Raw genomic sequence first — 23,435 nt, 5'->3', positions numbered from 1 at the left:
GGCATGAACGACGCTATCGAACGCCTTGCCGACGGTACTTTGGTTTTTCTCCCGGAACGACTCAATCGCGATCCTACCGTTTTGCGCGGATTGACCAACGATGAGATGTGGGTGGCGCTCGGCACCGGCGCCGTCACTGGCCTGCTGATGGGTGTTCCTCTGGCGATCGCCACTGCCTCCATTGCCGTGGCGCCAACCGGCATGATCGCTGGCATGGCGCTGGTGTTATTTGCCGGTGGCACGCTACTGCGTCGGGCCAAACGGGCTCGCCCCGAGACCTGGTTGTACCGCAAGCTCGAATGGATATTGGCCAGCCGTTGGCGCCTGGGCCGTGGAAGTTTGATCCTCCACTCCGGCGTCTGGACGATTCGCCGCTCGCGTCGATTGCGCCCTGCCCTGTCCCGGTGGCAGCCATGAGCCGATTTCGGAACAAAGTCGATGCCCAACAGGCTCATATCCTCAGCCTGCGCCTGGCTGTAGTAATCCTCGCTCTGGTATGTGCTGGACTTTGGTATGGCTGGCGCTCGGCACCGACTGATCTGACCGTGCATGTGCCCCCGGACCTGCGTTCGGGTAGCACGCGCAAGTGGTGGGATATCCCCTCAGAGAATGTCTATGCATTTGCCCTGTACATCTTCGGCCAACTTAACCGCTGGCCCTCCGATGGCGAGCAGGATTATCGCCGCGCCATCTATAGCTTGCAGTCCTACCTGACACCCTCCTGTAAAACCTTCCTCGACGGCGACTACGAATACCGCAAGGCCGCCGGCGAACTCCGCCAGCGGGTGCGTGGCGTCTACGAAATTCTGGGCCGAGGCTACAGCGAAGATCCAGAGCTCAGGGTCAAGCAACTCGACCACGACAGCTGGCTGGTCACGCTCGACCTCAACGCCGATGAGTATTACGCCGCCGAACCGGTGAAACGGGTGGTGGTGCGTTATCCATTGCGCGTGGTGCGTTTTGATCTGGACCCTGAACGCAATAAGTGGGGACTAGCGCTGGATTGTTATCAGGGCACACCGCAAAAAATTTCCCTGCCTGGAGGTGAGCCATGAAGCGGATTGCTACCCTGGGACTCACCGTCGCACTGATGTCATGGGGAGCTGCAGCGCAGGCCGTCGAGTTGATGCGTTGGGAACGCCTTCCCCTCGCTGTCCCGCTGGTGATCAATCAGGAACGGGTGGTCTTTGTCGATGAGGCTGTTCGAGTCGGCGTGCCCTCAACCCTGACCGGCAAGCTGCGCTTGCAATCAACCGGTGGCGCGCTGTACCTGCGCGCGTCGGAAGCCATTGCTCCGACCCGGCTGCAACTGCAATCGGTCGCGACGGGCGAGATCATCCTGCTGGATATCGCAGCCATGCCTGGTGATCAACCGCTAGAGCCCGTGCGAATTATCAAAAATGCTCAGGGGCAGGCGACCGAGGCTGAATCCAGCACCGTCCCTGTTCCAGAACGTACACCGGCCCCAGTCGCTTTGACGCGCTACGCCGCGCAAAGCCTGTACGCACCTCTACGCACCGTGGAGTCGCTGCCCGGCGTACGCCGCGTCCCGCTAAAGCTGCGCACAGAATTGCCAACCCTGCTGCCGACCGAAAACGTGTCCAGCACGCCCATCGCCGCCTGGCAACTCGGAGACTACTGGGTTACAGCAGTGAAGTTACGCAATCGTGGCTCAGCGACGGTGCAACTCGATCCGCGTCGGCTACAGGCCAAGCTATTCGCCGCGGCACTCCAGCACACCTTCCTCGGACCTGTCGGCAGCGCCGAAGACACTACGGTTGCCTACCTCGTCACCCGCGGTGCCGGTCTTGAACACGCCGTGCTGCTCCTGTCTGTTCCGGAAGGTGCCGACGATGAAAGCTAACGCCTTACTTAAATGGCTAGTACCAGCTGTGCTGCTGGGCGTGGCTTTCATCATCCTGAAAACCTGGGTCGCGGGTAGCACCTCCTCTCCAGAGCACCCAGTTGATCAGGGCAATATTCAGTTATCCGCCGAGCAAGCCAAGTCGCTCGGTATCGCGGGCGACACCCCGCGCGATACGGTCGCCACCTTGATCGGCCAAGTGAAGGCCATGCGTAGCGACATGCTCGGTTTGAAGAAACACAACGATTCGCTGCAGGCGGAAAACAACCGCCTGCGCGAGCGGGAAAACAGTGTCGATTCGCGTATCCAGACGGCGCTGGGCAGCGTGACCCAGCAGGTCGACGAAGGCCGCCGACAAGCCAACGAGGCCCGACTCAAAGCAGAACAAGACAGTCGTCAGGCTCGCGGTCTGCTGACGCAATTGCAGGAACAGTTGTCGGGGCTGACCGGCAAAGGCAAGGACATGCCGATCGGATTGGGGCTTGAGCCGGGCGACGGTATTCAGTTCGAAGGGCAGCATTCTGCCAATGATGCATTGCAGTGGATTGAGCCCTCGGATGCTCTGCCCACCGACGCCCAGGGCAAAACCAAGACCGTGTCCGCGCTGAGTCTGCCTACTGCCTTCAACTCACTGGAGGGTTTGAAGGACAATGCCATCGACCGCAGCCAGAAGCAGTTACGCGAGGTCACCAAGGGTGAACGTGACCTGACACGCTCCGCTGATCGTACCGAAGGCGCGAAGCCGGTCTACACCATTCCCGAAAACGCAACGCTGATGGGCTCGGTCGCCATGACCGCGCTGATCGGCCGAATCCCGGTGGACGGCACCGTGAATGATCCCTATCCCTTCAAAGTCTTAGTCGGCCCGGAGAACCTGACCGCCAACGGGATCGACCTGCCAGACGTCGCGGGTGCCGTGTTGAGCGGCACGGCGTCCGGTGATTGGACCTTGTCTTGCGTACGCGGACAGGTCGAGTCGATCACTTTCGTATTCACAGACGGCACCATCCGCACGGTGCCTCAGCCGAAGGCAGTAGCCAGCCGCAACGCATCCACCACCCAGAGCTCGAACACTGACAAGATCCGTGGCGGACTCGGTTACCTATCCGATCCATATGGCATCCCGTGCATTGCCGGCGAACGCCGCTCAAACGCTCAACAGTACCTCGGCAGCCAGAGCTTGATTACTGCCGCCGGCGCCGGTGTCGCCGCCTTGCTCGGGGATGAACAGAACAACAGCAGCGTGATCAATTCGGGCGGCAGTACGCTCGGGGTCACCAGCAGCAGTGGCAATAGCGCGCTGAATTCAATTCTCAGTGGTGGGGTCAGCGACATCCGCGAGTGGATCAACAAATTGTATGGCGAGACCTTTGCTGCCGTGTACGTGCCACCGGCCGCCCAAGTTGCGCTGCACCTCGACCATGAAATCACTATCGACTACGAGCCCAAGGGCCGGAGCGTTCGCCATGAAAAAGACCATGCCTCTCTACCTGACCTGGATTAGCGTGTTCTGCTGGATTCTGGCGGGCTGTTCCACCGACAAGGAGACGCTGCTGCCTCATGGTGAGCAAACCATGCTGGACATATGGAACGGCGCCGGCTCACAGGGTACTCAGCAGCAACTCCTGGATGCTCGGGAACAGTTACGCCGCCCGCTGGCTCAAGCAGATATCTCCGTTGCTCTCCAGGAGCCGTACACGCGTACAGCAGCGAACGAGATCCGTAACCTGTTCCCTCGCTTGCCCAATCCCGATCTGGTGCTGTACGTGTATCCGCATTTGAGTGGTACTGAGCAGGCGCCGGTCCCGGGTTACTCGACCGTCTTTCCGTTTTACCAACGCGTGCAGTACGCATTGCCGGGTGAACGTCAGGAAGACTTGTAGTGCGTACCGGCGATGCGGGCAACCGCACTTCTGGTTGGAAAGCCTGGCGCCACCCAGCGCGCCCTCGCGCAACCTTGGCCGATGAAGCTGCACTCTATGCACACAACCCCAGCTTCACCGACCACTTGCCTTGGGTCGAGTACCTCGAGACCGAGCAGTGTTTTCTACTCGATGACAATCGCTCGGTGGGGGCAGTGTTCGAGTTGCTGCCCATCGGCACCGAAGGGCGCGAACCCGATTGGCTGATGGCCGCCCGCGATGCCCTCGAAGACGCCCTGCAGGATAGCTTTGACGAACTGGATCAAGCGCCTTGGGTGGCGCAGTTTTTCTGCCAGGACGACAACGACTTCGCCCCCTACCTGACGCGGCTCACCGATTATATTCAAGACAGCGCGCGAGGCACGGTCTTCACCGAGACGTTTTTGGAACTCAGTCGTCGCCATTTGAAAGCCATCGCCAAGCCGGGAGGTCTGTTCGAGGACAAGGCCGTCACGCGCCTACCCTGGCGCGGCAATAATCGACGGGTGCGCCTGGTGATCTATCGCTGGATTGAGTCTGGCGCCGAGGAGACGGGGCTTACCCCAGTGCAATCCCTGCAGCAGGCTTGCGAACGTATCGCGGCCTCGTTGCACGCATGCGGAGTGCAATCGGCGCGAGTCGATGACCACGGTCTGTATGCTTGGTTATTGCCCTGGTTCAATCCGGCACCCAGGCTCACCGATGAAGCACCCGAGGATTTCTACCAATGCGTGGCCTATCCGGAGTCAGGTGATGGTGAGTCGCTGGAGTTGCCCTTCGATCACGACTTCACCGAGCGGCTGTTTTTCAACGAACCGCGTTCGGATGTACAACAGGGACTTTGGTACTTCGATGGGCAACCTCATCGGGTGATGGTGGTGGACAAACTGCGGCGGCCTCCCTTGATTGGTCAACTCACTGGTGAAACTCGCAAGGGCGACGCGGTGAACGCGCTGTTCGACCAGTTACCCGAAGGCACGGTGATGGGTCTGACGCTGGTGGTCAAACCCCAAGATGTGCTCGAGGAGCAGTTGAACCGTCTGGCGCGCAAAGCCATCGGCGAAAACCTGGCCTCGACCCAGGCCCGCCAAGATGTCGAAGAGGCTCGTGCAATCATCGGTCGCCAGCACAAACTGTACCGGGGAACCCTGGCCTTCTACGTGCGCGGTCACGATGAGCAACAACTGCACCAGCGCTCGATCAGCCTGGCCAACGCGCTGTTGGGTGCGGGGCTGCAACCAGTACGTGAGAGTGATGAAGTCGCCGCCTGCAACAGCTACCTGCGTTGGTTACCGATGACTTACAACCCGGCCCGCGACACGCGCAACTGGTACACACGCCTGATGTTCGCCCAGCACCTGGCAAACCTGGTTCCGGTGTGGGGCCGCAGCACCGGCACCGGCCACCCGGGCATCACCCTGTTCAATCGTGGTGGCTCGCCGTTGAGCTTTGATCCGTTGTCACGACTAGACCGGGCCATGAACGGCCATCTGCTGTTGTTCGGCCCGACCGGCGCCGGTAAGTCGGCCACCCTGGTCACCCTGCTGATGCAGGTCATGGCAGTGTACCGCCCTCGCCTGTTTATCGTTGAGGCCGGGAACTCATTCGGCTTGCAGGGCGACTACTTCGCAACGAAAGGACTGTCGGTCAACAAGGTCCAATTGAAACCTGGTACCGCGATCAGCCTCGCCCCGTTCGTCGATGCCTGGCGCCTGGTCGAGCAGCCGGATCAGGTGGCGAGTCTGTCGATCGATGAGCTGGACGATGAGGCAGTAGCCAGTCGCGAAGACCAGCGCGATGTTCTCGGCGAACTGGAAATTACCACCCGCCTGATGATCACCGGCGGCGAGGCCAAGGAAGAGGCGCGCCTGAGTCGAGCCGATCGCAGCTTGATCCGCGAGTGCATCCTGGATGCGGCACAGACCTGTATCGCAGCGGAGCGCCAGGTACTGACCCGCGACGTGCGCGACGCGTTGCTGCGCGTCGCCGCCGACACGCACTTGCCGGAGAAACGTCGTGAGCGTGCCCAGGAAATGGGCGAGTCCATGGACCTGTTTTGCCAGGGTTTCGAGGGTGAACTGTTCGATCGTGAAGGCACGCCTTGGCCCGAGAGCGATGTGACCATTGTCGATCTGGCCACCTACGCTCGCGAAGGCTACGAGGCACAGATGTCCATCAGCTACATCAGCCTGATGAACACCGTGAATAACCTTGCCGAACGAGACCAGTACCTGGGCCGACCGATCATCATGGTCACCGATGAGGGCCATATCATTACCAAAAACCCGCTGCTGGCGCCCTTCGTGGTCAAGGGCACGAAGATGTGGCGTAAGCTCGGCGCGTGGTTCTGGCTGGCGACGCAAAACCTTGCCGACTTCCCCACTGCGGCGCAAACCATGCTCAACATGATCGAATGGTGGATTTGTTTGAACATGCCGCCATCAGAAATCGAAGAGATCGCTCGCTTCAAGAATCTCACGTCGGCACAGAAAGCCCTGTTGCTGTCCGCCAGCAAGGAGCCGGGCAAATACACCGAAGGAGTGGTGCTGTCGAAGAAGCTCGAGACGCTGTTTCGGGCCGTGCCGCCAAGTCTTTATCTCGCCCTGGCCATGACGGAGCCCGAGGAAAAAGCCGAACGCTGGACACTGATGCAGAGCACCGGCTGCTCGGAATTGGAGGCGGCTTACCGGGTAGCTGAACGGATCGATAGGATGCGAGGAATTAAGTGAAACGGAGCTGATCCTAGGTTTCGATCAACCCGGCAGCAAATCCTTGAAAACCTTCTCCACGTAGGCTTGCATGAACCAGTCAGGGAGCTCATCAGCCCTGAATTCAAGGTCAGTCCCGTCTGTTACTTCAGCGAGCAGCACCAGATCAGCGCCGGAGTTATCAAATATATAAGCCCGGTTCGAGGCTGCGATGGCTGCTGGCAATAGGTTCAGGCAACGACCGTAGCGCTGCACAATTTTTTCCGTGGGGACTGGGTGCCCACCTGCCGCGACACGGTTCTTGACCCTGTTGATATTGATGTCAGGATCTTCAGTGGCGACAAAGTAGAGGTAGGTTCGATATCCCGACGCTTTTGCCTTAAGCATAAAAGCGACTTTGTCCTCGCTAGACATCACCGTTTCGAAGGTGAAAGACAACTGGGCTTCAAGGAGCTTGTGCCGCATGAAATCAGAGAGCACGGAAGCAAAATAGGAGTTCATCGCGACGGACTGGAAATTCAGGCCGTTATTGCTGAAGCCTATTTTGGCTGCCTCTTCAACGAGCTGGGTCGACCGAATCAGTCGGTGCGCCTTGATAAAGCCGAGAACCTCGTCACCTTCGACTTCCAGTTGAAAATCGCTGAACTCCAGGCGTCCGCCCTCTTTGGCAGCCTTTTCGATTTCATCCGGGTTGATGTAGATCCCGATCAGGTGGGAAGGGACGGCACTTTTCATTGTGCTTTTACCGGAACCATTAGGGCCGGCAAACACCCTCAGCCGAGGGACGGTCATGAGCAGCGGTGCACCTTGATAATCCCGCCCAAGGTCACTTTATGCTTGGGCTTGGCCACTCGAATAACCTTGTGCTTACCGTCGGCAGTCGTCTCAACGAGCTTGCCGTCCATGACTTCCATCACGCTGCGTCCGGCCGCCAGCGCGTTGATATAGGCCGTATTGATCGCACCTTCAGCCATGGCTGGGATTTTACCCTCCAGTCGGCTCACCAGATCGTCACTCAACACTTGGTCGGCTTTCATATCGCGCTCCACGTTCTCAGAGCGTGCAGAATCTGCACTTATCAGAATCCTAGCTACGTAAATCTGTTTATCACAGACCAACGCCATTTCTGTCAGATCTCCATTCTAGAGGAATGGAGCCTGGAACCATACCTTCCAATAAATTTTCCCGTGTAGGTCATATCGTCAGGGTTGGAGCCGCACGGCTACGGTGAAACGCCTTGAAGCCGTTGCTGAATTCTCAATAAAAATCCTGCTTCGAAAGCATCCTGAGATTCTCCTGCCGGACAAGTCTTCCGTGCCTGCGCCAGTTCCCACCACAGCGGTACGTCACCGGGTGTATTAAGCCAGGCCTGGGCGCATTGCACGCCACGTTCGATCATAGGCGCAAATTCGCTGCCCCACGGTGTCAAAAGGCTCGGGCAGCCGTCCGCCGCCGGAATTGAAACGTAATTTTCGTCCATAGACACCTTAGCTTTCGATTATTTATTAATGCTCGGTCTGTTCTAAGCAGCATAGAAACAAAATTGACACTCGGCTTAAGCATCAAAAAAGCCCGAATCAGAGCCAATGTAGACTATATCCCGTGGATTGAGAGTCCCTCAAGGCGCAGTTTGCGCGCATGACTCAAGACTACGAACAGCTTCGTCTGCAACTGGCGGAAAACATCCGCTCGATGCGGCGCGTGAAGAACCTTACCCAGGAGCAATTGGCGCTCATGGCCGAGGTGGATCGTACCTATGTGAGTCAAATCGAACGGGGGGTAGGAAATCCGTCGTTATTGGTCCTCTGCAAACTCGCCAACATTTTCGAGATCAAAACGGATCAGTTGCTCATCGAGCCTGACGCGCTTGCTCGTACGCTGAGCGCTGAATGACTATCTGCTGATCTAGAAGGTCGCTGTAAACCGACTATCCTGCGTTCGGCTTTCTCACTGACACCCCTCTTTCGATCATTGAACCTGTCCAGGCCATACACCCAGAGCCTGGATCATGTCTGCTGCCTGCCCGCATATTTCGCCCCAGAAGTTACATCCTTTGGTGCTGAGCATTCTGCTGGCATCCGGGTCAAGCGTGGCGCTGGATACCGGCAGCATTACCGCCTCCGTACTTTCTCCAGACTGCCTCGAGTACAAAGTCGTCGGCATCTGCTTCTGGTTACTCTGTACCCCCTTCGGCTGCACGGTTAAAACCTCGACCAAGGTTCGTCATTTCATTCCTGAACTGGTGGTCTCGAGCTATGCCACCACCGGTGCCAATCCTTGGACCGAGATGGCCGCACTCTCCTCTCCCATCAGCGGTGCGGAAGGTGGCGGTAACCTGATCACGCCGAACACCCAACGCGATAACCTGCCTCGTTTCAAAAATGTTGATGGCATCGGCCACCCCGGTGGCTGGGCCACCACGCAACTTGCCTCGCAATCCGGCTACGCCTGCGCCAGCGGCGCCACTGCGTTCATGCCCTACTACTTGAGCACTTTGGACTCACTGGCCTGGCGTCATGGCATCCCTGAAAGCCTTTATCCCGAGTCGCTCTTACCGGGAGTCCGTGAGATCGGTCGTCAGCTCGCGGGCAACATGTGGGGCAACGTCTATCCCCGGCAAGGATTTCTGGTACAACCCGACGACTTCAAAGCCGCTGCGGTGATGGCGCAGCGGGCAGGTGATTTCATTACTCGCAACTGGCAGCCGCATGTGTACTTACCGCTCACACCCGCGCCACGCGACGGTTACTGGCCTCCCGGCCCGATAATTGAAAACGATTCTTCGACTCACAAATGGCAGTTGCTCTACCCTCAGGTTCAACCCACATGTGCCATTTTCCCCAGCAATTCGGTGCAGAGCGCGGATGGCGGCTACGCCTGGTCGCTGTGGCGCCCCTATAGCTGCTGTAAGCGTGAGGGACAGACCTTCCTGTTTAGCATCGACTTCGAAGGCGGTGCTTCATGAGTGGGCTTTTTGCAGGACCATGGTTGGGCCCGAGGAGTTTGTTGCTCTGCGGACTGCTCGCCGTGGCCACGCATGCCCACACCGCCGAGGACGATTACCGTCTAGGCACTCAAGGCGAAGTGCTCGACGACAGGGTGATGTACACCATCGGTGGTGGCTCGGCAACGGGCTCGCCGAGCTCGCTCTATCGTCCCAACGGGCTCGGTGTCGGCGGATCCTGGCAAGCGAACATGATGTGCGGAAACATGAGCCTCACCAACACCCTGCAAAACCAACTAAACGGCGTCACCGAAGGCTTCCAGCAGATCATGGGCAGCATTGTGCAGAACGCGACCCAGGCGGTGATGTCGCTGCCGGCGTTGATCATCCAGCGCGCTAACCCCGGGCTTTATGAGCTGTTGAGTAACGGGGTGATGCAAGGGCGCATCGACTTCGACCGTTCCAAGCTGACCTGCCAGGCCATGGCCGAGAAGATGGCGGATAAGGTCGGTCAAGCCGGCTGGGGCGCATTGGCCAAGAACCAGGAGATGCAGGGCAACCTCGAACAAACCGGCGGTGATGCGGTGGCCGCGGTCAAAAAAACCGAGGCCCGTAACGGCAATAATGGAGTGTCTTGGGTCGGCGGGCAGAAGGCTGGAGGTAGCGGACAACCCCCCATCCGGGCAACCTCCGATGTGGTGCGCGCGGGCTACAACCTGCTGCATAACCGGTCGGTGGATGACAGCGCCTCGATCAGTAGCAGTGATTGCCTGGACGGCGCTATTTGCCAGGCATGGACCTCACCCCGAGAGGAATCCGAATGGGCTGTTCGAGTGTTGGGCGAGACCGAAGTCGCAACCTGCGACACCTGCGAAACTCTGCGGGCTACCGCTGGCAGCGGACTGACGCCGCTGATCCAGGAGGCCTACGGTGAACATCTCAAGACCCTGCAAGGATTGCTGTCCGGATCTCTGCCGCCGAACCCTGACAATCTGGGCAAAGCCTCCAGCCCGATGCTGCCGGTGACCCGTGGTGTGATCGAAGCCCTGCGCGACGATCCTGATCAGGAGCTCCTGGCGCGGCGCCTGGCCAGTGAGACGGCCCTGTCCAGCGTACTCGACAAAGCGCTCCTGCTATTACGCACGCTGCTGGCAGGCAGCCACGAACCTAACATCGCTTCCGCCGAACCGGCCCAAACGGCCTTGACGAAAAACATCGACACGCTGGAGCGTGAAATACGCCTACTGCAGACTGAGCTGCAGGTCCGACAAATGTTGGCTACCAATACCGCCAGCCTTGCACTCGATCGACATGCCGGAGGTGCTGATGCGTCGCGTACCGTCGAGCAAGGCGACCCTGAACCCGGCCGACTCAACGACGCTGACGCCAGGCGCAAGTGAGCCATGAAACGCTCACTGCTATTCACTTTGCTTTCAAGTCTCTGGGTTGCAGCAGTGATGATCCTGACCGCCGCACTGGTCGCCTGGATCGGCCGCACTGCGCTGGGCAGTTTCGAGGTCTGGCAGCAAACTTTGGAATCGATACGGCCTTATCTGCGGTTGTGGCGCGCCCTGCTCTACGGCGTCCTCTTTGCACTCTGGTGCGACCTGCTGAGGCGCTACCGACATCGACCACAGGACCGACTGCGCGTGAACCGCGCCGGGACATTCGGGCTCTTGCTCTTTACCTGCGTCGAGCTCACTCGATTGTGAGGTCACCACCATGCTCATGAGCACCAACAGCTACCTGGAGTTTTACCTCTCCCTGCTGGCATGGATCATCAACAACGGTATCTGGAACGTCCTGTCCGATACTGGCCTGTTCGCCGCCCCCTTTGGTGCAATCATCTTGCAAGAATGGTTGTCAGCCCGTCAGCAAGGCGCGGATGAAGGCAACAAAGGATTGCTCTCGGTACCTCGAATCGAGAACCGGCTTTGGCTGGCCTACATTGTCGTATTGTTCGGCTGCGCGCCGGTCTTTCCGCTAAACCTCGCTTCAATGGCGTTCGACGATGCAGCGAGCCAACGCTGCGGTGTCAGCGTGGCCAAGCCAGCGGAAACCGCCTGGGGTACCACCTTCAACACCATCGGAGAACGCTCTGCCAACGTGCCAATCTGGTGGTTTCTGGTGCACGCCTTGAGTAAAGGAGTGACCGCAGCGGCCACCGCCTCCATTCCCTGCGCACCGGACATCCGACAGATGCGCATGGAGATCGACAGTTCTCGCATTGATAACCAAGTGTTGCTACAGGAAGTCGCCGATTTTACTCGCGACTGCTACGGCTATTCCCGCTCTCGGCTGTTCACCAATCGCCCGCAGTTGGACAAGGCACAAAGTCATGATGCGTCCTGGGTCGGCTCAAGCTATTTTCTCGACACTCCGGGCTACTACGACACCGATCGCTCACGGACACCGCGTGTCAGCTGGCCCTATGATGAAACCCGCGATGTTTCATTGCCACGGCTGGAGAATGGCGCAGGCTACCCCACTTGCAAACAGTGGTGGAGTGATAGCGTTATCGGGTTGCGAGCGCGCTTGATCGAGCAAGTCGATCCTTCGCTGCTGACCCAGCTGAAAGGCTGGTTGACTGGCCGCTCAAGCAACGAGATCGAGGATGCCACCCTGCGCGAACTGGTCAGCCCACGCCAACAATCGATGTCCATGTCGCCCGGACAGGTGTACCAGGACTATGGCTCCCGTGCTCGCGGTGGGTCGATCAATCAGGGGCTCAATAACCTGGCCACCAACACTGGGCTGGCCCTTGGCTCGTTCAGCAACTTCCCGGCAATGAATGCACTACGCGCGGCCCTGCCGATGGTGCAGGCTTTCCTGATCATGGGCGTCATCATCAGCCTGCCACTGATCCTTCTGGTCAGTACCTACCAGCTAAAGACCGTCATGACGGTGACGTTCGCGCTGTTCACGCTGCACATGCTGACCTTCTGGTGGGAGTTGGCCCGTTGGGTCGACTCCAGCATGCTCGATACCTTGTACAACCAAGTGTCGGCGTCCAATCAGGTGCTGTTGTCGCTGCCCACATCCGGCTTTATGGACGGAACCGTCACGGCGCAGGTGATTGAGTATGTGATGGGGGCGATGTTCATCGTACTGCCGATGTTGTTCCTTGGAGCCATGAGCTGGACGGGATATGCAGTAGGAAATGGGATTCAAGGCATGTTGGCCAATGGCAGCAAAGCCGCAAGTGATTCAGCAAGCAAAGGTACAGATCAAATAATCGGGGCTGCTAAGCGCTCAGTTAGATGACTTGCTATCGCCGATGTAGTGCCCGTTGTCGTCGAAGTCACCGATGTAGAGGTCGGCACCGAGATAGTCTGGGCCTGTTTCCGCCTCTTTAAGATCCCCATCAATGGCAGCCTTGGACAACAGGAGACCAATCACAGCGATCATCGTTACGACAGAAGCTACCAACCAGAAACCGATAAAGAGCAACCCAAGGATGAGTGCCAGCTTCGTAACCAGAAAGCTCCCACGAACCAATAGCCCACCCAGAGGCATACCTGTCGCCACCGCACGTTTAGCCATACGAGATTCAAATCCTTTCAACCTACGATAAACACGTTTTACCGACATACCGCATGCATATGCCCAGCGGTGTGCGCGGGAGATTTGAACTGGCTGCTGAGCCGGCATGATTGGGCCCTCTTCTGAGCGTGTTCCTGTGGAAATTGAGACTACAGCCTACTACTGAAAATCGCCCATGCTTAACCGTTTATCAGCTTGCTCGGTCAAAAAACTCTTCACTGGAAGACAGAAGACGCAACTCGTGCACCAGCGCCTCTATGGCCGTTGACCCATCCATATCATCCAGCTACATAGAGGGTACGGATCGCTGTTATCGACAGCACCTTCCCAGGTAGCCAGAGCCTTCAAAGCTACGTCACTCCGGTGATGGTTCCCCCCAAGTGCGATTAGCGTTCGGTGGCTCGCACGATCACGTTTCACGGGTGATGAACGCCTACTGCTCTCCCGAGCTTCTTTCGAGCTCGGCTCGTCCCAAACCCTCTTGTTTTTCTTCAACCCACTGCGGGGAAATTCTTTCCCCTATGGGACAGGTTTCTTCGCGCTATCAACGGAGGCACACCATGTCCGACTCACTCACAAGCAAAGCACTGAACACTCTGCGCTTGCCCGTTGTGTTCACTCCAGACGCGTGGCAACACGCAGTATTGCTCGATGGTTCAAGTCATCCTGAAAAGCTGCAGCTCGATAGGCTGAGCAACGTCGTACGCGCAGCCTTCAAAGCTCACCTGGCCGATCCAAACACACCCTACGTGGTGTTCGAGGTAGCCAAGTTCGGCTCAGTGAGTGATGCAGAACATGAACCACTGCTGCGACTGAGCCTCAGCCTGCTTCAGGCATCAGACCAACCTAACGCCTTACTGATAGCGCTTGCGGAAGAGCAGCAACGCTAAACGCAAACGGCCATACCCGGCCACTGATCCAACTCAGGCTATACGCAGTCCTGCATCAATCCAATCAACACCCACCGGGGAACCCTCCCCGACGGGCAAGGCGTTCCTGCGGTTTTTCGAGGGAAATGCCATGCGCAATATCTACCAAGACGTGACAGACAAGATCGTTACCGCGTTAGACCAAGGCGTAGCGCCCTGGATCAAACCCTGGTCCTCAAATGGCTCAACTGACTTCGCTCATCACCAGCCCTATCCCATCAACGCCATCACGCAGCGTCCCTATTCGGGCATCAATTTACCGTTGCTTTGGGCCGAGGCCAGGTTGCAGGGGTTCACTCAAGATCGCTGGCTGACCTTCAATCAAGCCAAAAAAGCCGGCGGGCACATCCGTAAGGGTGAGCACAGCACTTTGGCAGCGCTCTACAAACCGATGGAGCGCGAGGAACAAACCGAAGCAGGCCAACCCGTACTCGATGAAAACGGTCAGCCAAAAGTCGCTCACTTTGGCATTCTCAGGACGCATTTTCTGTTCAACATCGAGCAAACGGAAGGGCTCGAAACGCTTAACGAAACCGTGCTCGAGACGGAACCGAGCGATCCCGTCTTCCCCAACGCTGCTGCGGAAAGTTTGTTGCTAAGTTCGGGCGCAAATATCATTCATCGATTTGCCGACGAAGCCTTTTACCACCCGATCAGGGATCTCATCCAACTGCCGACAAAATCGCAATTCCACGATCAAGGTGGATACTACGCCACCGCACTTCACGAGCTGACGCACTGGACCGGACACCACTCTCGGTTGCAGCGCGAAGGCGTGACCTCACCTTGCCCATTCGGCTCGCCAGATTATGCATTTGAAGAGCTGATCGCCGAAATGGGTGCCGCTTTTTTATGTGCCTACGCCGGTATACAGGGAGAGCTTCGGCACGAGGGCTATATCGACTCCTGGCTCGGCCTGCTCAAGTCTGACAACCGCGCGATTTTCCGCGCCAGTGGCCAGGCCCGATGCGCCTCGGAGTATGTGCTCGACCTGGAGCAGCAACAGAAGCAGACGGTAATGGATAATTCGCGATGCATGAACGATGGAGCTTGATCGTTACCTCACTGCTGCAATCGCTTCACAGGGTCCAACACGAGTTGGACCCTTTTTCTATGCCCAGAAAAATCCCCACACTGCGGAGCTCTGACGCAAAGAACATGAGGTAATCCCGTAACCGCAGTACACCGTTACGTATCCAGATTCTCAGCCAGGTAATCCACCAGCTCGAGTGGACTTCGGCTGTCGATCACCTTGTAGATCAGATCGCGTTTGCTGCGCGGCAGCTTCTTGACCACGCTCTTCGCCGAGGCCCTAACAGCTTCGTCTGTCCCATGGATACGTGCCGCGAGCAGCAGCACGAGCGTGGCGTCAGTGAGATTCATGACAAGACCCAATAAAATTCGCACCGCAGTGTACCGACACTTTCCTTTTTCGTACCAGCATGCACATCCAATAAAACGGCCCCAGGACAAATCAATATTCCGATTGCCGCACAAAGGGACACACGGCAAAAGGACGGGTAAGGGTTGGAAGGGAATGGGGGAGTCAAGGGTAAGAGCCCTATCCGAAAAGGCTAAAAGGTCACTGACTTGCCAGTTCCCGGGAGGACCATGATGCTCAGTCTGTTTCGGCAAAAAAGGCAAAAGCCTCCTCCGCCACCCACCGGAAACGTCGCAGATGGGTACCTGTCCATCGAATCGTCCCAGGGCTTGTTAGCAGCCGAGCATCGCCGCCAGTTGCTTGATCGCATTTGGCAGTACACCGCCCTCTCCCATCCGCAATTCAGCCAGCTCTATTTAAATCCGATCCATCGCTACGCCGAGCTGGTCCAGCAGCTTCCAGCTAGCGAGACGCACCACCATGCTTATCTTGGCGGCATGCTCGACCATGGGTTGGAGCTGGTCGCTTGTAGTTTGAAATTGCGTCAGTCGTATCTGCTTCCCACCGGCGCCGCACCTGAAGACCAAGCCGCCCAGACCGATGCCTGGTCAGCTGGCATTGCCTATGGAGCATTGCTCCATGACATCGGTAAGATCGCCGTGGACCTGCTGGTCGAACGCCAGGATGGCCGCGTCTGGCATCCTTGGCAGGGTTCCCTGGATCAGCCGTATCGTTTCCGCTATCTCAAGGGGCGCGACTACCACTTGCACGGCGCGGCCGCAGGCTTGCTCTACAACCAGATTCTCGACCGGCCAATCCTCGATTGGCTCAGTGGATTTCCGCCACTGTGGGCCAATCTGCTGTATGTCCTGGCGGGTCAGTACGAACGTGCCGGCGTGCTGGGCGAATTGGTGATTCAGGCCGACCGCGTTTCCACCGCGCAGAACATCGGTGGCAATCCAAGTAAGGCGCTACAAGCGCCGACTCATTCGCTGCAACATCACTTGATCAGTGGATTGCGTCATCTGGTTCAGCACGAGCTGAAACTCAACCAGCCAGGTGCCGCCGGATGGCTGACTCAAGACGCACTCTGGCTGGTCAGCAAGACGGTTACGGACAAGCTGCGAGCCTATCTGCTGTCGCAATCGATTGAGGGCATTCCCTCTTCCAACCTCGCGGTGTTCGACGAGCTGCAATCGCATGGATTGGTTGAGTCCACTCCGGAAGGAAAAGCCATCTGGACCGCGCTTGTGGCACAGGGAAATTGGCAGCAGAGTTTCACCTTTCTGCGCCTTCAACCGGCACTGATTTGGGGGAACGAAGACCGGCCCGAGGCTTTCAGTGGAACGGTGAGCATTGCGGCTCATGAACACTCAGCTGACTCCCCGATACTAACGCTAACGCCCGAGACAGCCAGTGCAAAATCAGGTCAAAGTCAATCGCAGCCGGATACCTTGACGGTAGAGGATGCCGATTACCTTGGCACGCTGCTGGACATGTTCGAGCGGGATGAGCCTGAGGCCAGTGACACACTGTCAGAAAGCGCTGTCCAAGCTTCAACGCTTCAATCGGATAATCCAGGCCAGACATTCCTGAATTGGGTCAAGGAAGGCATTCTGAGCCATAAGCTGATCATCAATGACAGCAAGGCCAAAATCCACACGGTGGGTGGCAGCGTATTTCTGGTGACGCCTGGTCTCTTCCAACGCTATGCGCAGGAGTTTCCAGGCGTTTCGCAGGGTTCAGATCAGGAGGTTGAGGAATGGCGCTGGGTACAGAAGCAGTTTGAGAAACTAAAGATCCACAAAAAGCGTGACGACGGTTTAAATATCTGGGTCTGTCAGGTGGAAGGTCCCCGGAAGAAAGCAAAACTCAAAGGCTATTTGCTAGAAAAACCAGCACTATTGTTCGAAGCCGGGCCTGTGCCTGTCGGCAATCCTTTTCTGAAAATCGAAAGACATCAGATTCCCATAGCATCCCCACTGGACTGAGTCGACCTCCGTAGGGAAAAACCAACTCCACTTTGGAGCAAAATGGCGTATTCCCGGTCTGCAAAGTGTTGAAAATCGGACAGCAAGGGGCCCGGGCATCAGAGATTCAGATCAGATTAGGTCGGTAGAAACTGGATGCAATCATGGAAGCACTAGGAGAATGAACTTGCTATCTGGTGTTGCCCCGTCGCACTACTTGGAAGTCCTGCTCTACAACGAGCCGAGCGAGCAGTTTGGTCACAGTCATGCCGACTCTTCCGTTACGTAATGACTGGATTCAGCAGGAGGCGGCCAAGAGCGAGTTGGTGTGTACCAATGAGCAATACGACCTACTGCGAACTCGTAGGCCTACCTCATGGGAGGGCGATTATCAACGCCGCTATCAAGCTGTGGAATGTGTGGTGAGGTGCTTCGCCAATCATCTGTAGAAAGGTCAGCGCAATCAACAAACTGGAGAAGTTCTAATGGCAGGGCAAGTCATCTACCTTTTCATGTGGGGATATCAAGTTAGCTACAGAATTCACATTCGCTCGCTGGCTCGAAATGTTTTGAAGGAGCTGGGCGCACCGGCGGAGGCAGAAGTGCTTCTCGTCGGCGCTCGTAGCCCTGAAAGCAAAAACCCTAACCCGGTGTGTGTCGAGCCCGAAGATGGGAAATGGCCGCTTACTCTATTTGATGGCTTGCTCGATTCGGTCGAGTCGACTTATCGCGATCACAATCTGCAGACCATCTTTTACAGCGACGAGCCGAGCATGCGCGACAAGCCGGAATGGATCCGTCGCGACTCCGTACGCACATCGGTTGGCGAAGCACTCAAGGCCTTCGATTCCGCGCATGACGTGACATCGTTCTGCGGTGAGGTTAGGCGCATCGGTGATTACTACGTCACTCCGATCGTGCAGATTCCCAATGCAACCTTCAAGCAGTTCCCCCCGCTGCCTAACAAGCCGATTGAAAATCGGCAGCAGGGATATGGATTTCGCAGCTTGATACACGCGGCAGTGTACGCAGTTCTTCGGGAAGCAACTGAAGAGTTACACAACCCAGATCCCGGGCGTTTTACTCATCGCAGCATGAGAGATGCCGAGGAAGTCGTGCGTATGGCAGCAAAGGACTTTCTGCATACGCCGGGACTTTCGATCGAGCGGCGGTATTTTCATACCGATCTCTTCGATTCCTTGAACCTCATTTCCTCCCTCATGTACGAAGGTGCAAAAGGTGTCGGTCATCTCATCCTCGTCGACCCCAACAACGAAAGCGTCGAGTTCCTCGCTCAATTCTCTGCACCAGTTTCTTTTCGTGAGCCTCGATGGGTTCGAAAAGTTTTGCAGATGGCTACGCTAGGGGTTGGAATTATCGCGGACAGCCGCCACATCTATGGACTTGGGCAATTGAAGGGTTCGCATGACTACAGCGCACAAGATGCATTTACGGTTGCGTTCATCGATCACTATCTATGGGAGCTGCGCTACAGAGACCAAGTACTACTTCGCAGTCACTATGCGGTCCCAACACTTCCTCAGGAGCCTTTCGACAAGGCGGCCTTCCTCGCAAATTATGCTCGACTCTTTCCTTTGTCATCGCCAGAAGATGCACAGCACTTGTGGAATTTACTGATCGCGCAGATTAGTCAAGAGCGCGGCAGCATGATCGTCGTCGGGGAAGACGCTGCCAGCGAAGCACACCGTCTCAGCAAACAAGGGACCAGTATCGTGCCCACCCGCCTTACTGAAGCGCTTCTCAGGAGTTTCAGCGGCATTGATGGAACGATTTTGCTCGATCCCTCGGGGGTCTGCCACGCTATCGGAATTATTCTCGATGGTGAGGCCACAGAACAATGTACTCCCTCAAGGGGCTCACGATACAACTCAGGCGTGCGCTATGTACTGGCGCAGACTAATCGAAGGCTTGCAATTGTTGTGTCAGATGATCGTACTACCGACATCATTCCGCAGATCAGACGATTGGTCAGCCGTAAGCTAATCGAAGACCATGTTGCGGGATTGGAAGCAGCGACGCTAGACAACTACCACGACCATCGTAACTGGCTAAACAATCATCGTTTTTATGTCAATCCCGAGCAGTGCGCTCGACTTAACAAAACGATCGAGAGACTGGATGCGCTTCCGAAGGAAGTAGGCCTGATCTACCTTGGAACGGAAAAATTTGAGGCGCATCCTGACATGGAAGAGAGCTATCTCACTGACTGAATGCTGAGCTTCAGTGGCAACGCCAGCGCGACCAGATCAGTATGGCCTTACGAAATAATCACCTACTTAGGCGATCTGCATGATACTCACTGCTCGGCAGCATTACGTACCCTAGGTCAATCTATGTGTGTGGAGCTACTCAAACGGAAACCTGAGACTCTACGACAAACACAAGGACAAACAATTCTCCGTGGTTCCTGTGAATGTGCTTCTTGGAAGAATTAAGCGTCCCGCCAAGGTGCCTTGCTGATCCCAAACCTTATACTGGTCACTATGCGGACGAAACTCACTTCAAGCCGATTTCGAGCGCGTCAATGCCTGTATCGCGGGTAGCCGACGCGACATGAGGTAAGCAGAGATGTAAGCTGCACTACCCACAGACGTGGATATTCCACGAGTACACTGCCTCTCGAGTATGCAGCACCACTACAAACATGGACTCATCAGACGATCGGGTCGCCTCAGGTACACAGTTACTGACCATTGAAGGGGTACAAACGGTGCCTCACTCCATCCGACTGCATGTACTCCACACGTAAGTCCTGCCGCCCAACAATCGCCGCCAACATGGGCCTCCCATCTCGCCGAACAGCCGCAAGCTTCCGCCACTCGCTGAGATCTAAGCCAGATGGCGTCGGATGGTCTTCAGGGTGCGTGTGCCACTCCCCGACATACCTTACCAGCCCGTTGCTATCTCGCCACCGGCGTTCGGCGATACCTTGATGACCATCAAGCAAGCGCTCGAAAAAGTACTTCAGCCGACGATCCTTTGGCATGGGTATCGTGGCCTCTAATATCTCCAGATGGATACCACGAACATGACCAAGAAGGATGCCGCCCGCCTCTGCGTCATTCTCGCCTTGGATGTATCGCTCGAATACTTCGATCACCTGCGGAGCGAAATACACAACCCCTTCACTGAGCGGATCTGTCCACGTGTTTATGAACCGCATGCGGGACATCCGGGTCGGGGTAAGATAGTGACATCCCCTGTAGCAGGATCACGCGTACGGCTGATGACTCGAGTGGATAAGGAGCCCCACAACGTTGCTCCTACCCAAGCCAAAGCAGCATCCAGACCTAATGCTGCTGCCTGAACAGACACCGATGCAGGGTAAGCCACGTACTGTCCCTCACAGCCTCCTCCAGCGAGGACCGGACGCACACCACCGACTACTGAAAGAAATCGCTGCTCGATTTCGTAATCGCATAAGCAGCGGTAACATCCCTCAGACCGATGCTGCTTGAGAAGCGCCCGTACTGCCTCACCAGCACCTTCAATCCAGACATGAAGGAGCGGAGTCTGCCACTCGCCATTCGACAGACTACCATTCGCTTGTTGACCAGCTAGCCAGTTCCCGAGCCCCTGCTCACCGGTCGCATCAATGATCAGGTCAAATCCTGTAAGGTTGACCGAAAAGGCGTCCTCGGGAAGCGCTATGAGATTTGCTGAGGGCATACCGATCTTCAGTTCTGCGATTAAACCTTGTGCCTTGTTCAGTTCTAACCGATTGGCGCCGAGTCGGTGACGTCCAATATTCCCAGGAGCAAGCTTCTGATTGTCGATCAGTTGCAACTCACCTCCGCCCGTGCCGGCACCTGCCTTAACCAGCAAGTCCGCAAGGTAGCCACCAATAGTTCCGCAGCCAACCATCGCTATCCTCTTGCCTGCAAGAGTTGTCTGGCCGGGAATGTTGCGTCCTACAATATATCGATCGTCCATCCTGACCACCTGCATCAACTCAATAGGCGCTTCAAAGATCGGAGTGCCCTGATCCACCTTGGATGTGCGTTTGTACTTCTGAAGGTCCGTCACGAGGAACCCGTACTGCATCGTAGGCGCGTCAATCACAACGACGACGCCTTGCTTTCCAGCACGGTAGGTCTTGACGATTCGAGCCAGGATCTTTCGGCGACATGGAGGATCCAGTTTCGACTGCCAGTCTAGAAGCTCACCGACAGTCTTTGGCGGCCAGGCACCAATTAAAGGCCGAGGAGGAACCTTCGTCGTAATTTTCGCTGTAAGGCCAAGGAACACTTCGACGCGACCTGCTCGGTGAGCAAATTTTGACTCCGCGCGTGCCAGATCATCGGTGAAAACGAGCCCCTCCCTTTTACCCAGGCTCAATGCAGAAACCTCGCCAGATTCAGGCCTCTCGATATCGGTGTAGCAGTAGTCACCACGCCAGAACGCGAAGAACTCCTCCTCCAGATCATCCACCCGCTCCTTGGCCATGATCTGGTCAAGAACGACTGCCGCACGCTTCAGGGCAGCGATCGTTTGGCTGATCGGCCTGTATATGTCGAACACGACTGTCCCCTCCGCCACATAGCAAAGAATGCCATCCGGCCCAACATGCGGCGCAAAGGGAAGCAGGAGCTCTGGAAACGGTTGTCGGAGAATGATCGTCGGGAATGAACGAAACTCACGATCAATTAATACGTCGCACAGCACCAAACCAAACCGCGTTTCTAGCGAGCCCTCCACTGCCAGGTAGCCCGAAATGCTTTGGGATTCCTTGCGTCGAAATCCCAAAGGTTTAATGGATTGAAGAAGCAGAGGGATTACCATTGGCCATCAACCCGACTTCGAACGCTCCAGTATTTCCAGCTCGCCTGGCTCCGGTTCGACAGCCGCCATCGCGGCGGGTAGCGCGGCTACTGGCTTGTCATCAATCAGATCCGGCCGGTTCGGAAAGCGATCACCCAACATATCTCGCATCCAGCCACAAGCTGACACCTTTGCCTCGGAGCTTGCGTTGATCGCAGCCCCAAGGTAACTCTCGAACATTTCAAACTTCTTCACCGTGTCTTGGAGTTCATCCTGAGACAGCCCGGCAGTAAGGTAAACTTCAGAGTCAATCGGGCTCAAAACACCGTCTCGCAGGGCCTTTGGGATACCCTTCACTACGTTAAGCAGCGCCTCGTCATCACGCTTATTCTCAAATTCGAAGAGTGGGCAGGCGGCCGCCATCAGCAGAATCGAACTAGGTCCTTTCTCATCCCAATGTTGATCACGAAATCCCTTGATGTAACGAATCACCCGACGCAACTGTTCTCCCTTGTCCTGGACCTCCAATTCGAACCACTCTTTCATTGCCAGAGGGTCGGACTTGATCCAGCCACGGTCACACGCGAGCAAAATCTTGTCAGACGGGAGCTTCTTCCAGCTCTGTGTGGTGGCGGCGGCATTGATACCGTCCATGACTGGAATGCCACGCGCTTCCATACCGGCTTTCAAGAGCATGTACTGCACATCAGGAATCGCATAGAGCGGCAGGTCGATATGTGCGTAAGTCGAAATCACCACCCGCATACAGTTGGGTTTACGCTCCAGCGACCAACCGTTGTCATTGCACAATGGCTTCAACACCTCGTGCACCGCATCGAAGAAATCATCAATCGCTAGGTGAGGCTTCTCCTCCTCCTTCATGATGCTCAGCGGTAAATAAACCCCGTCGTCAACGTCAGACTGTTGCGGCGGAGTCTGGCACGGGCGATTCAGCGTTTTGTACGCCCAGGAACCTTGGATATAGAACTTCGGTTCACATGTGTCACCTTCGTAACCTTGGTCCCGCAGAGCTTGGGGTAGGCCATCACGTAGGGCTTGGCGAATGTCCTTCCGCGCCGCGTCTATCTTCTGCTTCTCGTCGGTCGTGAGATCCAAAGACTTCAGATACGTCGGGTGATCAGCGACCGCTCCGTCGCCATTGGGAAGGTCTTTGGTGGTGTAAAGCAAGGGGCTCAGGTTGGGCATGAAACATCTCCAGTCGATGGCTAGTGAGCACCGTGCCTGTCTTCATGCTAACCCTCGCGGTGGGAACCCTCCCCAACAACCAACCTCTTCCGTGCTGCCACAAATCGGCAATAGATTCGTAGCCAAATAGCGCGCAACTGTAGCGAAGCGGACACAAGCTGGATCCAATACTGACAGACACCTACATATTGTGCAATACATGGACGA

At 56.6% G+C, this 23,435-nt stretch carries 23 protein-coding genes; 15 read left to right on the top strand and 8 right to left on the bottom strand.

Going from position 1 to position 23,435, the window contains the following annotated elements:
• The first annotated feature begins 3 nt into the window (after positions 1-3).
• The 6 genes from AC1RL4_RS00440 to AC1RL4_RS00415 are packed head-to-tail and all read left to right on the top strand — an operon-like array spanning position 4 to position 6,494.
• Entirely contained in the window at positions 4-417 is a 414-nt protein-coding gene (locus AC1RL4_RS00440; RefSeq protein ID WP_095973828.1) for a TIGR03750 family conjugal transfer protein, read from the top strand.
• Positions 414-1,055, top strand: coding sequence for a PFL_4703 family integrating conjugative element protein (locus AC1RL4_RS00435; RefSeq protein ID WP_095973827.1), 642 nt, complete (start codon positions 414-416; stop codon positions 1,053-1,055). The genes AC1RL4_RS00440 and AC1RL4_RS00435 overlap by 4 nt, the downstream gene beginning before the upstream one ends.
• Positions 1,052-1,864, top strand: a complete 813-nt coding sequence (locus AC1RL4_RS00430; protein WP_095973826.1) for a TIGR03749 family integrating conjugative element protein — start codon at positions 1,052-1,054, stop codon at positions 1,862-1,864. The genes AC1RL4_RS00435 and AC1RL4_RS00430 overlap by 4 nt, the downstream gene beginning before the upstream one ends.
• On the top strand, positions 1,854-3,368 hold the full coding sequence (locus AC1RL4_RS00425; RefSeq protein WP_095973825.1) for a TIGR03752 family integrating conjugative element protein: 1,515 nt from the start codon (positions 1,854-1,856) through the stop codon (positions 3,366-3,368). The genes AC1RL4_RS00430 and AC1RL4_RS00425 overlap by 11 nt, the downstream gene beginning before the upstream one ends.
• Entirely contained in the window at positions 3,331-3,747 is a 417-nt protein-coding gene (locus AC1RL4_RS00420; RefSeq protein WP_095973824.1) for a TIGR03751 family conjugal transfer lipoprotein, read from the top strand. The genes AC1RL4_RS00425 and AC1RL4_RS00420 overlap by 38 nt, the downstream gene beginning before the upstream one ends.
• A complete protein-coding gene (locus tag AC1RL4_RS00415) occupies positions 3,747-6,494 on the top strand; it encodes a conjugative transfer ATPase (protein ID WP_315866003.1) in 2,748 nt (915 codons plus the stop codon). Before AC1RL4_RS00420 ends, AC1RL4_RS00415 begins: the two co-directional genes overlap by 1 nt.
• 24 nt (positions 6,495-6,518) lie before the next feature.
• Here the strand turns inward: AC1RL4_RS00415 and AC1RL4_RS00410 are convergent, their stop codons facing one another.
• From AC1RL4_RS00410 to AC1RL4_RS00400, 3 genes are all read right to left on the bottom strand, one after another.
• Positions 6,519-7,265, bottom strand: coding sequence for an ATPase (locus AC1RL4_RS00410; protein ID WP_095973822.1), 747 nt, complete (start codon positions 7,263-7,265; stop codon positions 6,519-6,521).
• Positions 7,262-7,510 carry a hypothetical protein gene (locus tag AC1RL4_RS00405; RefSeq protein WP_017529804.1) on the bottom strand — a complete coding sequence of 83 codons (249 nt, stop codon included), beginning with the start codon at positions 7,508-7,510 and terminating at the stop codon, positions 7,262-7,264. The genes AC1RL4_RS00410 and AC1RL4_RS00405 overlap by 4 nt, the downstream gene beginning before the upstream one ends.
• 185 nt (positions 7,511-7,695) lie before the next feature.
• Positions 7,696-7,953 carry a LasR-specific antiactivator QslA gene (locus tag AC1RL4_RS00400; RefSeq protein ID WP_082339956.1) on the bottom strand — a complete coding sequence of 86 codons (258 nt, stop codon included), beginning with the start codon at positions 7,951-7,953 and terminating at the stop codon, positions 7,696-7,698.
• Positions 7,954-8,111: 158 nt separating this feature from the next.
• Here AC1RL4_RS00400 and AC1RL4_RS00395 point away from each other — a divergent pair, with 158 nt between their 5' ends.
• The 5 genes from AC1RL4_RS00395 (at position 8,112) to AC1RL4_RS00375 (ending at position 12,681) form a co-directional block, all read left to right on the top strand.
• Positions 8,112-8,366 carry a helix-turn-helix domain-containing protein gene (locus tag AC1RL4_RS00395; protein ID WP_315866004.1) on the top strand — a complete coding sequence of 85 codons (255 nt, stop codon included), beginning with the start codon at positions 8,112-8,114 and terminating at the stop codon, positions 8,364-8,366.
• Between the two features lie 115 nt (positions 8,367-8,481).
• Complete coding sequence (locus tag AC1RL4_RS00390; RefSeq protein ID WP_493118862.1) at positions 8,482-9,438, top strand: TIGR03756 family integrating conjugative element protein; 957 nt, start codon at positions 8,482-8,484, stop codon at positions 9,436-9,438.
• On the top strand, positions 9,435-10,817 hold the full coding sequence (locus tag AC1RL4_RS00385; RefSeq protein WP_315866006.1) for an integrating conjugative element protein: 1,383 nt from the start codon (positions 9,435-9,437) through the stop codon (positions 10,815-10,817). Before AC1RL4_RS00390 ends, AC1RL4_RS00385 begins: the two co-directional genes overlap by 4 nt.
• A 3-nt stretch (positions 10,818-10,820) precedes the next feature.
• Complete coding sequence (locus AC1RL4_RS00380) at positions 10,821-11,129, top strand: hypothetical protein (protein WP_281111760.1); 309 nt, start codon at positions 10,821-10,823, stop codon at positions 11,127-11,129.
• Between the two features lie 10 nt (positions 11,130-11,139).
• The gene (locus AC1RL4_RS00375; protein WP_493118859.1) at positions 11,140-12,681 is read left to right on the top strand and encodes a conjugal transfer protein TraG N-terminal domain-containing protein; all 1,542 of its coding nucleotides are present in this window, start codon (positions 11,140-11,142) and stop codon (positions 12,679-12,681) included.
• On the opposite strand, the gene AC1RL4_RS00370 is transcribed toward AC1RL4_RS00375, so the two are convergent.
• Positions 12,670-13,068: a DUF3742 family protein gene (locus tag AC1RL4_RS00370; protein ID WP_124324815.1), complete on the bottom strand. Its 399-nt coding sequence runs from the start codon at positions 13,066-13,068 to the stop codon at positions 12,670-12,672. The genes AC1RL4_RS00375 and AC1RL4_RS00370 overlap by 12 nt on opposite strands.
• Positions 13,069-13,520: 452 nt before the next feature.
• Here AC1RL4_RS00370 and AC1RL4_RS00365 point away from each other — a divergent pair, with 452 nt between their 5' ends.
• A complete protein-coding gene (locus AC1RL4_RS00365) occupies positions 13,521-13,850 on the top strand; it encodes a hypothetical protein (protein ID WP_315866008.1) in 330 nt (109 codons plus the stop codon).
• A 130-nt stretch (positions 13,851-13,980) separates the two neighbouring features.
• Complete coding sequence (locus AC1RL4_RS00360) at positions 13,981-14,943, top strand: ArdC family protein (RefSeq protein ID WP_315866009.1); 963 nt, start codon at positions 13,981-13,983, stop codon at positions 14,941-14,943.
• Positions 14,944-15,077: 134 nt separating this feature from the next.
• On the opposite strand, the gene AC1RL4_RS00355 is transcribed toward AC1RL4_RS00360, so the two are convergent.
• The gene (locus AC1RL4_RS00355; protein ID WP_025214500.1) at positions 15,078-15,272 is read right to left on the bottom strand and encodes a DUF7740 domain-containing protein; all 195 of its coding nucleotides are present in this window, start codon (positions 15,270-15,272) and stop codon (positions 15,078-15,080) included.
• Positions 15,273-15,503: 231 nt separating this feature from the next.
• On the opposite strand from AC1RL4_RS00355, the gene mobH reads away from it, so the two are divergent.
• Together mobH and AC1RL4_RS00345 are read left to right on the top strand one after the other, a co-directional pair.
• Positions 15,504-17,261: a MobH family relaxase gene (mobH, locus tag AC1RL4_RS00350; RefSeq protein ID WP_315866133.1), complete on the top strand. Its 1,758-nt coding sequence runs from the start codon at positions 15,504-15,506 to the stop codon at positions 17,259-17,261.
• Between the two features lie 464 nt (positions 17,262-17,725).
• Positions 17,726-19,471 carry an anti-phage protein gene (locus AC1RL4_RS00345; RefSeq protein WP_315866010.1) on the top strand — a complete coding sequence of 582 codons (1,746 nt, stop codon included), beginning with the start codon at positions 17,726-17,728 and terminating at the stop codon, positions 19,469-19,471.
• A gap of 473 nt (positions 19,472-19,944) precedes the next feature.
• Here the strand turns inward: AC1RL4_RS00345 and AC1RL4_RS00340 are convergent, their stop codons facing one another.
• From AC1RL4_RS00340 to AC1RL4_RS00330, 3 genes are read right to left on the bottom strand one after another with little or no spacing between them, the layout of a single operon-like run.
• Positions 19,945-20,424 (bottom strand): Mov34/MPN/PAD-1 family protein, encoded by a 480-nt coding sequence (locus AC1RL4_RS00340; protein ID WP_315866011.1) that lies wholly within the window; start codon positions 20,422-20,424, stop codon positions 19,945-19,947.
• On the bottom strand, positions 20,412-22,043 hold the full coding sequence (locus AC1RL4_RS00335; RefSeq protein ID WP_315866012.1) for a ThiF family adenylyltransferase: 1,632 nt from the start codon (positions 22,041-22,043) through the stop codon (positions 20,412-20,414). The genes AC1RL4_RS00340 and AC1RL4_RS00335 overlap by 13 nt, the downstream gene beginning before the upstream one ends.
• Before the next feature lie 6 nt (positions 22,044-22,049).
• Positions 22,050-23,228 carry a CBASS cGAMP synthase gene (locus tag AC1RL4_RS00330; protein WP_315866013.1) on the bottom strand — a complete coding sequence of 393 codons (1,179 nt, stop codon included), beginning with the start codon at positions 23,226-23,228 and terminating at the stop codon, positions 22,050-22,052.
• Between the last annotated feature and the right edge of the window lie 207 nt (positions 23,229-23,435).

This window comes from Pseudomonas sp. GW822-FHT07A10 (genome assembly GCF_058798795.1).
The sequence above is the reverse complement of the archived record's forward strand: the minus strand, read 5'-3'. Positions and strand labels throughout refer to the sequence as shown.